Source organism: Clostridium lundense DSM 17049, from assembly GCF_000619945.1.
GTDB classification, from domain to species: domain Bacteria; phylum Bacillota; class Clostridia; order Clostridiales; family Clostridiaceae; genus Clostridium_AO; species Clostridium_AO lundense.
The window spans coordinates 98562-112561 of record NZ_JHVC01000008.1 but is presented as its reverse complement, the minus strand read 5'-3'; the positions used below and the strand labels follow the sequence as shown (position 1 = coordinate 112561).

At 29.0% G+C, this 14000-nt stretch carries 21 protein-coding genes and 1 pseudogene; 20 read left to right on the top strand and 2 right to left on the bottom strand.

Going from position 1 to position 14000, the window contains the following annotated elements:
* Window positions 1–411: 411 nt before the first annotated feature.
* The 3 genes from T514_RS0110705 to T514_RS0110695 all read left to right on the top strand — a co-directional run bounded on the left by T514_RS0110705 (window position 412) and on the right by T514_RS0110695 (window position 1675).
* Complete coding sequence (locus T514_RS0110705) at window positions 412–783, top strand: hypothetical protein (protein WP_027624774.1); 372 nt, start codon at window positions 412–414, stop codon at window positions 781–783.
* Between the two features lie 14 nt (window positions 784–797).
* Entirely contained in the window at window positions 798–1127 is a 330-nt protein-coding gene (locus T514_RS0110700) for a hypothetical protein (RefSeq protein ID WP_027624773.1), read from the top strand.
* A 293-nt stretch (window positions 1128–1420) separates the two neighbouring features.
* The gene (locus T514_RS0110695; RefSeq protein ID WP_027624772.1) at window positions 1421–1675 is read left to right on the top strand and encodes a hypothetical protein; all 255 of its coding nucleotides are present in this window, start codon (window positions 1421–1423) and stop codon (window positions 1673–1675) included.
* A 79-nt stretch (window positions 1676–1754) separates the two neighbouring features.
* Here the strand turns inward: T514_RS0110695 and T514_RS26615 are convergent, their stop codons facing one another.
* Window positions 1755–1895: a hypothetical protein gene (locus tag T514_RS26615; protein WP_156939879.1), complete on the bottom strand. Its 141-nt coding sequence runs from the start codon at window positions 1893–1895 to the stop codon at window positions 1755–1757.
* A gap of 28 nt (window positions 1896–1923) precedes the next feature.
* On the opposite strand from T514_RS26615, the gene T514_RS27170 reads away from it, so the two are divergent.
* The 17 genes and pseudogenes from T514_RS27170 (at window position 1924) to T514_RS0110600 (ending at window position 12143) form a co-directional block, all read left to right on the top strand.
* Window positions 1924–2484 (top strand): hypothetical protein, encoded by a 561-nt coding sequence (locus T514_RS27170; RefSeq protein WP_051542000.1) that lies wholly within the window; start codon window positions 1924–1926, stop codon window positions 2482–2484.
* Between the two features lie 3 nt (window positions 2485–2487).
* Window positions 2488–3024 carry a hypothetical protein gene (locus T514_RS0110680; RefSeq protein ID WP_027624770.1) on the top strand — a complete coding sequence of 179 codons (537 nt, stop codon included), beginning with the start codon at window positions 2488–2490 and terminating at the stop codon, window positions 3022–3024.
* A 578-nt stretch (window positions 3025–3602) separates the two neighbouring features.
* A complete protein-coding gene (locus tag T514_RS27165) occupies window positions 3603–4157 on the top strand; it encodes a hypothetical protein (protein ID WP_051541999.1) in 555 nt (184 codons plus the stop codon).
* A gap of 12 nt (window positions 4158–4169) precedes the next feature.
* A complete protein-coding gene (locus tag T514_RS0110670; protein WP_027624769.1) occupies window positions 4170–4784 on the top strand; it encodes a hypothetical protein in 615 nt (204 codons plus the stop codon).
* Between the two features lie 155 nt (window positions 4785–4939).
* Window positions 4940–5530 carry a hypothetical protein gene (locus T514_RS0110665; protein ID WP_027624768.1) on the top strand — a complete coding sequence of 197 codons (591 nt, stop codon included), beginning with the start codon at window positions 4940–4942 and terminating at the stop codon, window positions 5528–5530.
* Window positions 5511–5776, top strand: a pseudogene (locus T514_RS27160) (hypothetical protein). Before T514_RS0110665 ends, T514_RS27160 begins: the two are co-directional and overlap by 20 nt.
* Window positions 5773–6426 carry an SMI1/KNR4 family protein gene (locus T514_RS0110650; RefSeq protein WP_027624766.1) on the top strand — a complete coding sequence of 218 codons (654 nt, stop codon included), beginning with the start codon at window positions 5773–5775 and terminating at the stop codon, window positions 6424–6426. Before T514_RS27160 ends, T514_RS0110650 begins: the two are co-directional and overlap by 4 nt.
* A 369-nt stretch (window positions 6427–6795) precedes the next feature.
* The gene (locus tag T514_RS0110645; RefSeq protein WP_027624765.1) at window positions 6796–7218 is read left to right on the top strand and encodes a hypothetical protein; all 423 of its coding nucleotides are present in this window, start codon (window positions 6796–6798) and stop codon (window positions 7216–7218) included.
* Between the two features lie 174 nt (window positions 7219–7392).
* Window positions 7393–7614: a hypothetical protein gene (locus T514_RS24395; RefSeq protein ID WP_051541998.1), complete on the top strand. Its 222-nt coding sequence runs from the start codon at window positions 7393–7395 to the stop codon at window positions 7612–7614.
* Window positions 7615–7616: 2 nt separating this feature from the next.
* Window positions 7617–7928: a hypothetical protein gene (locus T514_RS26605; RefSeq protein ID WP_051541997.1), complete on the top strand. Its 312-nt coding sequence runs from the start codon at window positions 7617–7619 to the stop codon at window positions 7926–7928.
* A 37-nt stretch (window positions 7929–7965) separates the two neighbouring features.
* Complete coding sequence (locus T514_RS24390; protein ID WP_034868831.1) at window positions 7966–8190, top strand: hypothetical protein; 225 nt, start codon at window positions 7966–7968, stop codon at window positions 8188–8190.
* A 317-nt stretch (window positions 8191–8507) separates the two neighbouring features.
* On the top strand, window positions 8508–8693 hold the full coding sequence (locus T514_RS27320) for a hypothetical protein (RefSeq protein ID WP_027624764.1): 186 nt from the start codon (window positions 8508–8510) through the stop codon (window positions 8691–8693).
* Window positions 8672–8923 carry a hypothetical protein gene (locus T514_RS0110625; protein WP_027624763.1) on the top strand — a complete coding sequence of 84 codons (252 nt, stop codon included), beginning with the start codon at window positions 8672–8674 and terminating at the stop codon, window positions 8921–8923. The genes T514_RS27320 and T514_RS0110625 overlap by 22 nt, the downstream gene beginning before the upstream one ends.
* Window positions 8924–9425: 502 nt before the next feature.
* Window positions 9426–9998 carry an SMI1/KNR4 family protein gene (locus T514_RS0110615; protein ID WP_027624762.1) on the top strand — a complete coding sequence of 191 codons (573 nt, stop codon included), beginning with the start codon at window positions 9426–9428 and terminating at the stop codon, window positions 9996–9998.
* 129 nt (window positions 9999–10127) lie between these two features.
* Window positions 10128–10571 carry an SMI1/KNR4 family protein gene (locus T514_RS0110610; protein WP_027624761.1) on the top strand — a complete coding sequence of 148 codons (444 nt, stop codon included), beginning with the start codon at window positions 10128–10130 and terminating at the stop codon, window positions 10569–10571.
* 159 nt (window positions 10572–10730) lie between these two features.
* On the top strand, window positions 10731–11243 hold the full coding sequence (locus T514_RS0110605) for a hypothetical protein (protein WP_027624760.1): 513 nt from the start codon (window positions 10731–10733) through the stop codon (window positions 11241–11243).
* Between the two features lie 180 nt (window positions 11244–11423).
* The gene (locus T514_RS0110600; RefSeq protein WP_027624759.1) at window positions 11424–12143 is read left to right on the top strand and encodes a DUF434 domain-containing protein; all 720 of its coding nucleotides are present in this window, start codon (window positions 11424–11426) and stop codon (window positions 12141–12143) included.
* A gap of 60 nt (window positions 12144–12203) precedes the next feature.
* Here T514_RS0110600 and T514_RS0110595 read toward each other — a convergent pair whose 3' ends face one another.
* Window positions 12204–13847 (bottom strand): putative manganese-dependent inorganic diphosphatase, encoded by a 1644-nt coding sequence (locus T514_RS0110595; protein WP_027624758.1) that lies wholly within the window; start codon window positions 13845–13847, stop codon window positions 12204–12206.
* Window positions 13848–14000 lie beyond the last annotated feature (153 nt).

The following is a 14000-nucleotide window of genomic DNA, read 5'->3' as shown; positions in this document are numbered from 1 at the left end:
ATGAAACATATAAATAATGGAACTTGGGAATAGGAACTCGGGACTTGGAAAGAGCAACGAGGGGATAGGGGGGAACAAGAACCTAAAGAAAAAAATAATTGAAATAGATAAAAAATCTATTTCAATTAAAAATAATAGTAAATGCACATAAAAAATTATCCAATATTGGTATTCCGTCAATGTTAGAAACGAATTTGTATTTAGATTATTCAAAGATAAATATAAAGATGTAGCAACACTAGCAAGTGGCGTGAAGTCAATTAGCAATATAGGCAAAAATTTACCAGGGAAAATTTCAATAGGCTGATTATCCCTTAGTGGAACTGGCATTAACTTAACTGTATTCTGCATAGATGAAGCAACTTCTATAGCCAGTGCAGCGAAATATCTTCTATAGCAGCATCTGGTCTTGTGCTTTATAAGACGGCTTCTAATAGTGGAAGTGGTGGAGATAGTAATAGTTCTTCTGATAAAAATATTGATGCTAGTGGGGCGACTGATGCTGGATTATTCAGTAATAGAAGTATAGATAGTAAAGTTCTTAAAGAATTAAAGAAAATGGGACTTGATAAAAAGTTTAAAAATGCTATGGATAAAGGCTTAGCTCCTAGAAGAGAGGGCACTTCTGGTATAATAAAGTTAACAGAAAATGAAATTGAGTATAAAGGAGGATATGAATATATCTATAAGATTAAAGTACCAAAAGCTGGTGGTCATACAAGAGTATATGGACGTATTAATGAAAGTGGTGAACTAATATTTGATTTGATACTAAAAAAGTGAGGTGAAGGATACAAATGAACTTAAAAAAAGTTGAGGCATTGTTTAATGAACTTTTTGATTTTAATAATTTGATAAAAGATGCAACACAATATATTGAAAAAATATTATTAGAAAGTGATACTAATTTTTTGTCTGAAGATGTTACAGATGAAACTTGTTCATTTAAAGAATTAAAAGTAGAATATAATAGGACACATTTATTGATAAATAATTTAGGAGGTATGCCTTCTTTTAGGCTAGAATTTTATTTATATGAATATGATGGTGAACTCCCAAAGTATACCTATGAGATAGAGTATAATTCTTCAGGAGAGTTTTTAGATGAATATTTTTTGGAATATTAATCAATGTAACGTTATATAAGAGATAAGTTAAATAAAATGTAAAAAAATAAATATACTTCTACAGGATTAATTAAGAGAACTATCTTTTATACTTACTACAAAATTATATCAAATCTGTCTGCATTATTATAAAAGCATAAATATAAAAGATTTAGTACTTAATGAGCAAGAAGTTAGTAAAATTTGATACACATAGTGCATAATGCATAATATTAATAATGAAGTAAGAGAAGCACTAAATGGACTAGCTGAAAAATAAGTAGGCTGGTTCATTATTTTTTAGTAGTTAACATATGCAGGCAATATCAGATAAAATGAGTGAAGAAGTTAGTGATGCGTCTGCCTATATGTGGGCTGGAGGCAGAGAATCATTTATAGGAGCTGTCTCAGGAGCAATATTTGGGCCTTTTGGTACAGGGAAAATCTTAGGTGGAAAGATGCTGCTTGGTGGAGTAACCAATGGATTTGAAAGTATAGTAAGGCAAACACTAGATGGCAAAGGAATAAACAGAGTTCTTGGCTTCAGAAGGAGTTTTTACTCCCACTGAAGCTTTAGAAATCGTTATCCAGGGACGTAGCCGCTCTTTACCCCCACTTTAAAGAAGATGGAAGTATTAGAGCGGGTAGTCATCGGATAAACTTTACAACCACATTATTTGATGTTGGAATTGGAGCAGCAACAGCAGGAGTTTTCCATAAGGTAGAGAAAGTATTTAAGAAAGCAAGTCCTTGGGTAAAAAAAGGAGCATCAAAAGTTAACGATGCCATAGAAAATGCAGTTAATAAATTTAAAAACATGTCTGATAATTTTAGTAGTAGATTTGGAAATAAACTTGCTTTTGAAGGTATAGGAGGTCTTAATGGAAATTCTCCAATTAATAATGTTAAACTTAAGCCTACAAAGACACAGATAGCTTATAATGAAGCTATAAAAGAAACAAAAGAGGCAGCAGAGAAGCAGATGAAGAAAGCTACAGGGGCGTATAATTCAGAATTTTCTAGTGCCGTTAATGGATTAGGAAAGTTAGAAGGCAAATCAATAAATGTATCAGAAAAAGGATTAAATATTGTAAAAAAACATATAGGAACATTTGAGGAATATGCTCCTAATCAAGCAATGATTTCAAGAGTTGAGGAAGCATTAGCTAAGGGGAAACCTATAACTGGAGCTGACGCAAGTTTTTACATGCACGAACTTTCAGAATCAACTATGATGTCAAAAGGGATGGGATATAATGAAGCTCATGCTGTAGCAATGCAGAAATATAATGTATCTCCTTTTAGTGTATATCATCCTAATGTTATGGACATGTATCCAGAAGAGTTTAATTCAACATGGAGAAATTTTTGGAGGTAGAGTATGATAGAATTAGATAATTTAACAGGATATAAAAAAGGAAGACTATGGATAAATGACTTACCAGTAATTAATTATAATGTAGTTGAACTAATAGAAGAAAAATTTAAGGCTAATACATTTGAATGTCAAGGAAAAAGTATTGCATTAGAAATAGCATTGCCTAGAAATAGCAGTAATTATGCATTGTTAGGAGCTACATATATTCCTGACGAAAGTGGATTTTTAAATGTCGAAGTTAAAATTAGTAGTTTAGAAGATGACGAATTTAAAGGAAATATAGCTTCAACTGTAGATAAGGTGATTTGTGGGATACCAAAGGAATATGGTGAAGCTATATTAGAGTATATACGTAATAATATTAATGATTTTAAAGTTCCATCAGGTAAATTAGTATTTGAAATTGGTGCACATGGATTAGTTGGTTCGAGCAAAGCTATATTTTCATTGCTTGCAAAAGTTATAATAGAATTAGTTGTTTATAATCTTAAAGATAATGAAATAGCTAGTATTAAAGATATTGTCTTAAAAAGTATATAAAGGAAGTAATGAAGTAATAATCTAATTACAATTTAATGTATATATATTGATTTTATTCAAGTAATTCAATGCATAATATGTCTAATGATTAATGAATAATTAAGTAAAATAAAAAGTTATAATAAGTAGTCAATAAATATACCAATTAGCATGAATTAAAGCAGTGTATTTATGCTACATAATTGTAATAATGCAGTGAAAAAAATGAATCAGCTGAAATTTAAGTAGGCTGGTTCATTATTTTTTAGCAGTTCAACAGATATAAATGACTGATAAAGGATGTCCTTCCTAATCAATATCATTATCTTTAGGAGTAAATAAAACAATGATAGCATAGATATGTAAGCTGATAAGCTATGAAATCTTAGGTTCATTAATATCACTTAAAAGTTAATGGAATTAAGAACATATAATATGTAATAGATAATCAATTGAACTCAAAAATAAAAAGAATTAAAAACAATAGTAAATACAGATAAAGAATTATCCAATATCGGTATTCCGTCAATGTCAGAACCGAATTTGTATTTAGATTATTTAAGGATAAATATAAAGACGTAGCAACACTAGCAAGTGGCGTGAAGTCAATTAGCAATATAGGCAAAAATTTACCAGGTAAAATTTCAATAGGCCAATTATCTCTTAGTGGAACTGGTATTAACTTACATGTATTCTGTCTAGATGGAGTAACTTCTATAGCCAGTGCAGGTGAAATGTCCTCTATAGCAGCATCTGGTCTTGTGCTTTATAAGACGGCTTCTAATAGTGGAAGTGGTGGAGAGAGTAATAGTTCTTCTGATAAAAATATTGATGCTAAGGGAGCGGGTGATCGTGTTTATAAACCAAGTCCTAAACATGATCCAACATCAGGATGGGGAAGTCCAGATCCAATTCCAGATATAAAGACAGGACAAGAATTATTAGATACAGCATATTCATCATCTAAAACTAAGCAGTTATACAACTATTATGATGGTAAGTTAGTGAAATTTCAGCCAGATACAGTAAATGGTTGGCATTCCTATGAAGTTGTAAATCCTGCTAAGGAAGTTCCAGCCGATGTGTTAAGGCAAATGCTTAATGATGGAAAGATTACAAAGGCTCAATATAAAAACTTTATTAAAAATAAATAAGGGTGATTAAATATGAAATATTTTGGTAATAAAGAAATTTTTGCAGTTGCATATGAATTGAAAGAAAGCCCATTTAGTGAATGTGGAAGAAATGAGCCTACATGGGGAGTTTTCAAGATGTGGGTTGACAACAAATCAGTTTGCACTTTTTTAATGGAGGGCAAAATACGTGAATATGAATGGGACTTAATTTTTATTGTTGAGTGGTTTTGCAAGAACAAAAACAATATTTTTAATGAAACGCAATTTCCATTACCTATTGAAGGAAATAATTCAATAGAGTTTTACAAGAGCAGTGGAGATTTTGACTCAGATGACGATGATGAATTTGATTTATGGTTTGAAAAAAGACAAGATTGGTACTTTAGACACTCATGGTATTCAGATAATGGAGGTTCATTTCTAGCAGATGTAATTTTTAGAAGAGTTAAAAATACAATAGAAATAGCATGGGATAATTCAGATTTATATAGTGAAATAAACTTTATTAATCCTAAAGGAATATGCTATGTGCCATTTGAGTTATTTCAAGAAGTAATTAATAATTTTATAGAAGATTTTATGTTAAAAGTGTCTGAAAATATAGAAGGGAGAAAATTGATAGAAAGATTGAAGGAAACATACTAAAAAGTACATGATGATAATCATCATATATTTTTAGAGTATTAAACATAGCGTATAAAAAATACTCCTGTTTTTTAACAGGAGTATTTTTTAATAAACTAATAAAAGAAGAAATACGTAAACGTAAAAAAGTAGCAAGTCAGGCAGTATCAGATAAAATGAATGAAGAAGTTAGTGATGCATCTGCTTATATGTGGGCTGGAGGCAGGGAATCATTTATAGGAGCAGTTTCAGGAGCAATATTTGGACCTTTTGGTACATTAAAAACCTTAGGTGGAAAGATGCTGTTTGGTGGGGTAACCAATGGATTTGAAAGCATGGTAAGGCAAACACTAGATGGTCAAGGAATAAACTTTACAACCACATTATTTGATGTTGGAATTGGAGCAGCAACAGCAGGAATGTTCCATAAGGTAGAGAAAGTATTTAAGAAAGCAAGTCCTTGGGTAAAAAAAGGAGCATCAAAAGTTAACGATGCCATAGAAAATGCAGTTAATAAATTTAAAAACATGTCTGATAACTTTAGTAGTAGGTTTGGAAACAAACTTGCTTTTGAAGGTATAGGAGGTTTTAATGGAAACTCTCCAATTAATAATGTTAAACTTAAGCCTACAAGGACACAGATAGCTTATAATGAAGCTATAAAAGAAACAAAAGAGGCAGCAGAGAATCAGATGAAGAAAGCTACTTCTAAGGGGGTAGGAGAAGCTACTGTACCTAAAAGACCAGGTGGATATAGATATATATGAAAACCTGAGTCCTCAAGTAAATAGAGCACTAGGAAACAAGAATATTGCTGCTGATAATAGAGTACAGACTCATCATCCAATACAAAATGAATGGGTTGAACAAAATATACCTGGATACGATAAAGATGAAGCACCATCAATATTTCATATAGAGAGATGATTGATGCTGGAGTAGATGTGAAAAGTGCTAGAAAAGCAATTCGAAATTGCTATAAATATTTTGATAAATTAGGAGGTTTCAAATGATAAATCTAGAAAATGTAGATGGTTTAGTAAAAACAATGCCAGCTAGTAATGATGAAATTAGAATTGTTGAAAATGAAATGAATATCCTATTACCTGAAACTTACAAAGAATTATTAAAGTATACAAATGGATTTTCAACTGATAGTGGATTGGTGATTTATGGAACAGATGATATTGTTGAAAGAAATTTAACCCTTGAGGTAGATGAATATGCAAAAGGTTATATAGCTATAGGTGATGACAGTGGAGATATTGTATTTTTAGTATCTAAAGATAATACTAAAAAAGAAGTATTATCAGTAGGGTGCGGAGATATGAATCCATCAAATGCAAAGGTTGTTGCTTATAACTTATCAAAGTGGTTGGATGACGGCTGCAATTTAAGTGGCATGAATGGAGAAAACGCAGCTCAAACTTATAATAAATATTGTAATATCTTATTGGTAGATAATCCTAAGGGTGGATTAAAAGATTTAGTAAAAATAAAAAATGTGTTAAATGTTGAAATGTCTTCAGCGGAAATACTAAAAGCTTCTAAGAATCTACCATTCCCTATAATCAGTAATATATCCTACGGAAAAGCGTTAAATTATTTAGAGAAGTTGAATGAATTTAGTCAAATATTACAACTGGAAGGTTTAAGCAAGTAATAGTTACTACAAAACTAAATTATAATTAACTGCATTTAAAGGAATATTAAAAAGTTATGATAAAATAAACAAAAAGTATAAATTAAGTTGCTGCATAATATTAATAATGCAGTGAAAAAATTAAATGAATCAGCCCAATCTAAGTAGGCTGATTCATTACTTTTTTAGCAGTTCCTCAAATATAAACATCTGATAAAGGATTTCCTAGAGGCATCTTTAGGAGCCAGTAAGACGAGCATAGAAGATATGTGTAACTTAATAAGCAAGGAAAACCTAGGCTCAATAATTCCACTTAAAAGCTAATGGAATTAAGAACATATAATATGTAATAGATAATCAATTATACTCAAAAATAATAGATGGAAAGAGATGAGAGTTTTGAAAATTACATTTGGACAAAACGCTATTTCATTGCAAAAGTTTGAAAATGAATATGAATTTTATGAGTATTTAGAAGCTTGTGATTCAAGTTTATTATTAAGTTATAATGAGGATTATGCGGATACGTACGATGCAATAACACTGCATTCAGAAGAAAAGTTCTCTATTGGAATGAAGTATGATTGGCATGGGTTACAATCTAATATTTTAATGCTTCCTAAAAATCAAAAGATAGTTTGCTCATTTGAGAACGAAATAGTGTGTGTTGATTGTGCAGCAAAAGTTGTAGATTTCAGGCATTCACTGAATTCACTTATATTTTCAATTATTCATGTAGAGCAATGGAGCTTGATTATTATAATATATGAACTCGGAGTATTTGTGATTGATGAAAAAGGACAGAAAATATGAGCTTGTGGAGGCACTGATATTATACAGGATTATAAATTAGTTGATAAATGTATTTATATAAGATGTGCAGATGGATATGAAATTACTTACTCTATATTAGACGGAAACGCTATATCAAAAAGAAATTATTGATATAGCGGTAAGGTATTACCCTGAGTAGAGGAGGAGAACAAGGTGGAAATAATTAATGAACTTGAATTAAAAAAAATGATTGCATTAACAAAAGATTATACTGTTAAGACAATTGACGTTACTGATGAAATACTTAAGAAAGCTTTAGTTTATTATGACTTTTTAAGTAATAATATTAAAAATTTAGAGTTGAAAGAAGATAAAGGTAAGATAATGTATAGCAAATATTATTGGTATACGAAATATAAACAAAGGAGGAAATAGCGTTGAGAAATATTTTAATTGAAGCAAATTGTATTTATAATATTGATAAAAAAGATGATGATTTAGTGCCTAACTGTTGTATGTTAGGTCCCAATAATGTTAGTATAAATTGTTTTAAATATAATGAAGATAAGAATAAGTATTGCCCATTCTTAGTTTTTGGTACAGCCAAAACTACTATAGTATTAACTGATGAGTATGGTAATGTAATAAATTCGAATGGATTTTGGGGGGATTTAAAATTATCTGAAGAAGAGTGGAGACGAAAAGAGAAAGAATGGCTAGATAAACAAAATGCATATTTATCTAAATAATAGAAAATTAACTACATAAAATTGATGAAGGCAAATGATGATAATAACTAATAAAGAAGATATAAATAAGTATATTAAATATTATTATGAACATATTGGTGAGAAAAATTTATTAAAGGCATTAACTAATTATTTTGATTCAAGAGGATTTGGAATAGAAGATATATGGTGCTGTTTTGCAAATGAATACGAAGAATGGGAAGAAGAAAGAGCAGCTATATATGAATACTTAGATAAAATAAAAATGAATATAGGTTTATAAATTATTGAGCATGGGATTATAGTTGAGCTTAAGCCATAAACGCTTGAGGAATTATAGGAGGATGATTAAACAAAAGATTGCTATAATTACATAAACATATGAAAGATTTTTATTTGGGCTTGTTCAGGTGACTAGTAATTGATATTTTGAGCAAGTTTTTTTATTTGCTAAAATATTGCAAATGGTAAAGAGGTATTATTTCTAAAGAGTTTAAGAAGCATCCAGTAATAAAGAAAATGAAAGAATTTGCATATGATTATGAAGAATATTTGATGTATGATAAATATCATACTTAGCAAGGTATAAAAGATTTACAAATGATTAGTGTTAAGGAAGAAGTATATAAATACGAAAATTATAAGGGCATAAATGAAGAATTAAGAAAAATAGGAATAAAAAATATAAGTAAAATAGCATTAAACAATAATGTAAATAAATATGGGATACTGATAAATAATAATTATACTAAGGAGATAGTAAAATGGCATCATTTGTATTACTAATCAAAGAATTTGAAGATGATGATAGGGTAGTATATAAATTTGGACCTAATGAGAAAATGATGGGAAAGATAGAACTAAATAAAAAGACAAGGATGTTTAATGAGCTGGAATCTGTTCAAAATTCAGTACAATCACCACAATTTTATTTTGACAGGGCAGCTCAACGATTGGCTAGGTGTTTCATTAAAGAAGGAGGAAAATTTCCTGATAAAACAACATTTGAATCTTAGTAAATAAATTAATTTCAATAATGCAGTCAGATGTAACAAAAGTAAAAATCAAATATATAGTATAGAAATAATGAAGGCTAACGCTGAAGAAAAAGATGTTAGCCTCTTTCTATGATTAAAGCATTGAAAGGAGTAAGGTACACATATATTTTCCTATAAATTACGAGCAAGAACAAATTAAGAAGAACTAACAACAAAAGTTATTTATAAAAAGGAATTGGTGATGATGAATAAAGAAGAGGTATTAGTACTTTTAAGTTTTCATTCAGGAAGAAATAGTGACATTGATAATCCAAATTGGAAAAATGGATGGATATCTATTCTTATGCAGTAGCATTACTACTGGATTATAGTGATGAGTCTTTTAAAGAAACATTTGTTGAATATGATGATTATTTGCAAGGTTATACAAATTATGATTGATTATAGTAGGAAATATATGTAGTAATCAAAATAAGAATTATTAATATACATCATTTTATATATAGAGAGGAAAAAAGTAATGTTAACTAATTTATTTAAAGAGTTTCTTCATTTATCAGCTCAATTAAGAGGCAATTACCCTGCAAGTTTAGGGAATAAGAAAGAGAATTGGCAATATATAGTTTCCCTATTAGATTTGAATATTCCCAAGTTATATCAAGTAATATATGGTAATGTTTCAGGCACTAAAAGGGATATTAGAGAACAAGAGATGATGGACTTTATTCCAGGATATAGACTAATTCATATTGATGAATTATTAGATGAAAAGAAAAATTTAGATAGCATCATGGTTAATTATAAAAATAAAGGTTATGAAATAATCATTCCGTTGTTAGCAAATTACTCTAGTGATTTTATATGTTATGTAAGAACAATTAATGGCGAAGGGAAAGTTGTTAGTCTATTTCATGATAATTGTGAATTAATACTAATGCATAATTCGGTTGAAAAATTTTTAGAAACAATATGCGAATTTTATAAAGAAAATATTTATTATTTAGATGAAGATGGCTATTTAGATTATGATTTTGTAAGAGAAGGAGAGATTGGTGCTAAAATTAATGAGGACATTTCTTACTGGTTAGAATAAATTCAAAATATATTTAAATAAATATTAGATAATTACATAATTCTGCGGGATAAGTTCTTTCAAATATAGAAAATAAAATTATTGTAAAGTTTGATGAGCAGAAAAATCAATTAAGAGAGGTGTTGTAAAGTGAATAATGAGATTTTTCGTATTATTAAGGAAGAATTTGATATGGTGCCAGAGGCATTTGGAGGCGAGGTTAATCAGGAAGAAATAGATAAATGCAAAGAATTAATAGATACAGAATTGCCCGAAGATTATATGGAATTTATTTGTAGGTTTGGATGTGGGGTTGTTGGAACTACAGTTATATTAGGATTAGGAGAAGCACAGTTTGTATCTACTCCATCATTTGTTGAACAGACTATAAGATTTAGACATGAGTTACCTAGCAAATATAAAAATTTTGTAGTAGTTGGTGTAGATGGACAAGGTAGCCCAATAGGATTTAATTCACCAAGTAAAGAAATAATTTTATTTGATCATAATTCAGGTGAGGAAGTGTACTTAGCTGTTAATTTTTCAGAATACTTAAGAAAAGCTTGTTATAATGAATTAAATATTCAGTTTTAGAAGATACATTGATAAAAAAGATGTTAGTCTTTTGTTGTGTTCAAAATATTGAAATGGGTAAGGAATCATGCCAAATAAACTGATATAAAAATTCAAAGAATATCTAGCTGGGTATGGAAAGAACTTAAAATGATAGAATAGTAAAAGAATAGGAGAAAGATGATAGAGAGCTTTAAAAAATTAGCAAAAAATAATGATATCAAGGATATATATTTAACAGGGTTTGTTGATATTGAAGATGGGGTAGCACAGTTTTATCCTGATTTAAGATTCATATATTTTGAAATTAATTCTAAATTTATAGAATTTGAGTCAATTAATCAATATTCTAAGCTTAAAATTAAAATAGTAAATTTAGTGAATCATAATTTTGAAATTGATGAAGATATGATGAAAGGTAAAGCGTCCGTTAGTGAAATTATTTTAACACAAGATGGTGCAATTGGTAATTGTATAGATATGATGAAATTCTATAATTTAGAAGAAAAAGAAGAAGAGTTGATTTGCGATGCTGTTGAAATAAAGTTAAAAAATGAACAGGTTATATTTTTAGATCCATCTTTTTATTTTGGAATTAATATAGGAGGAATTGAAAAGAAGGAAGTATGGAGAGTAAATTTTAATGAAAAAACTCTAATAAAGGAGGAGTGTATAGAAATATCAGATAAATAGATAATAGCTATTAAGTAATTATGTTTGATAAATATTATAATGGATACATTTCAATAATCTGGATGTATTGGAAAACTTACTAAATATGATAGGGCAGTTAAACGAAGTATACATTAGTATGAATTTAACAGTAGTAGCTATATTTTCTGCATAATTATTGGAAGTGAGGGATGGCAAGTTATGAGTAAAGTTGTTAAAAGAGGATATTCAATTAATGATGAGCGAGAATTTGGAGATAAATCCATTGAAAAATTATATAAAGCTGCAAATGATTTATATTACCTTTTAAATCACGAGTACAATATAAAAGGTGCATCTACATTTATTGGTAACCATTATTTATTATCTGAAAGACAGAGATTGGCTTTGGTAAGAGCTATATCTTCAAAAGAAGATATTCAAATGAGAAAGAATAAGAAAGTTACTAAGGATCTAGAAAAAAGTGTTGTAAATATTGATGGATTTAACACTATTATTACTTTGGAAGTTGCTTTATCTCATTCTATATTATTAAAATGTATGGATGGAACAATTAGAGATTTAGCGGGCTTAAGAGGAAGTTATCGTTTAATAGATAAAACCAAATTAGCAATTAAAATGATTGGTGAAATGTTAGAAGAAATTAAAGTAGCCAAAGCTATTTTTTATCTAGATGCTCCAGTATCTAATTGTGGTAGATTAAAAGAAAAAATATTAGAATTATTGAATGAGTTTAGTTTTGATGTTCAAGTTGAAAATGTTGAAAATGTTGATGGAATTTTACAAACATTAGATAATGTTATAACTAGTGATGCAATTATTCTTGATAAATGTAAAAGCTGGATTAATTTAAATAAAAAAATCTTGGAAAACAATGATTATAATTGTCCATATATTGATTTTAGTATGTTAAAGGGCTAAGAGAAAACATGAAAAAAGACTAACATTAGATTGATTTTCCTTTGTTAGTCTGTATTTTTATTATTTTGATTCATTAACAGCAGCAGTTAGTGGAGGAATAACCTGTTTCTTTCTTGACATTAATCCAGGTATATACACAGTTTTTCCATCTAATTGAACATTAAATGCTTTGCTTACAAGATATTTTTCATCTCCAGTAACCAATAACTCAGAACCGTCCTTTAATAAGTCTGTTACCATAAGCATTAATAGGTTAAAGCCTTCATCATTGGTTTTATTTTCCATGTATTTAAGCATATCTTCCTTCATAGATTGGAAGCCTTCAGTGTCCATTGTAGTTACTTGGCCTACACCTACTTTTAATGAACCTATATTAAATACTTTGAAATCCTGATTGAATATTTCATCTAAAGTTTTACCTTGTAGAGAAGTACCAGCCTTAAACATTTCTTCAGCAAATTTTTCAGGATTTATATTTGCTATTTCTGAAAGTCTCTTTAACATAAGTCTGTCTGCATTAGTGGAAGTAGGGGATTTAAATAAAAGTGTATCTGAAATTATAGCAGCACATAATAAGCCAGCCATTTTTCTACATGGTCTTATGCCATTTTCAAAGAATATAGAAGCTACTATAGTTGCAGTACAACCTACAGGTTCATTTCTAAAATAAATAGGAAGACCTGTTTGAATATCTCCAATTCTATGATGATCTATTACTTCAAGTAATTCTGCATCTTCAAGTCCAGGTATAGACTGGGTTCTTTCGTTATGATCTACTAATATAACTTTTTTCTTATTTTTTGATATTAAATGATATCTTGAGACACTTCCAAGTATTTTTCCATCGTTATCAACTACTGGATAACTTCTGAATCTTGTTTGTAACATTTTTTCTTTTGCTTCATCTACTAAATCATCATTGTTAAATACAACTAGATTATCCTTAGTCATTACATAGCTTACAGGAACACTTTGAGGAACAAGTCTTGCAGCGGTAAAAGTATCATAAGGAGTCATAATAATAGAACAGGAAATTTCTTTAGCTTTTTCTATTATTTTTTCAGTTACTTCATGTTTACCTGTTATTATCATAAGAGACGCTTTGCAGTCTAGTATTATTTCTTGAGCATCTTCTCTATCACCACAAATAACAATATCTCCTTCTTCAATAAGTTCACGAGCACTTTCAGGTTGCATAGCAGTAACTACTATTTTTCCTTTGAAATTATTTATTTTATCACTTACATATATGCATTTTGCGGAAAGAGTTTCAACTATATTTTCAAGTGTAGTACCACTTTTTGAAAGTATATTAGTATCCCAAATATCCATATAAGTTGAAGTTATATTTGCAAGTGAAGCAAGACCTACAAGTTTGTCACCTTCATCAACAACTGGTAAGTTTGGAACATTATTTTTTTTCATTATGGACCAAGCCATTTTTAAAGATATATCAGGACATATTGGAATTACACTGTCAAATTTTAAGTCCTGTATTTGAGTTCTTACTGTATCTATTAATTCTGGTGAGTTAACCCCAAAGTAATCTAATACGAATTGAGTTTCTCTACTTAATTCTCCTAGTCTTACAGGAATAGCTGGTATATTACCAGTTTTATTTTTAAAATCTGCATAAGCTAATGCAGAACATATAGAATCTGTATCTGGATTCTTATGTCCACTTATGTATATAACATCCTTCATATAAAAACCTCCTTATTATGTATACTATTATATTAAAGTACCTATTAATAATATCAAAAAAATAGAATAATTTAAAGTAACATTTGGATTAATAGGGGAAAAAGCAAAATTAGGTCTATTTTAAAAATTTAAAATATTTTATTAAGTTGTAAC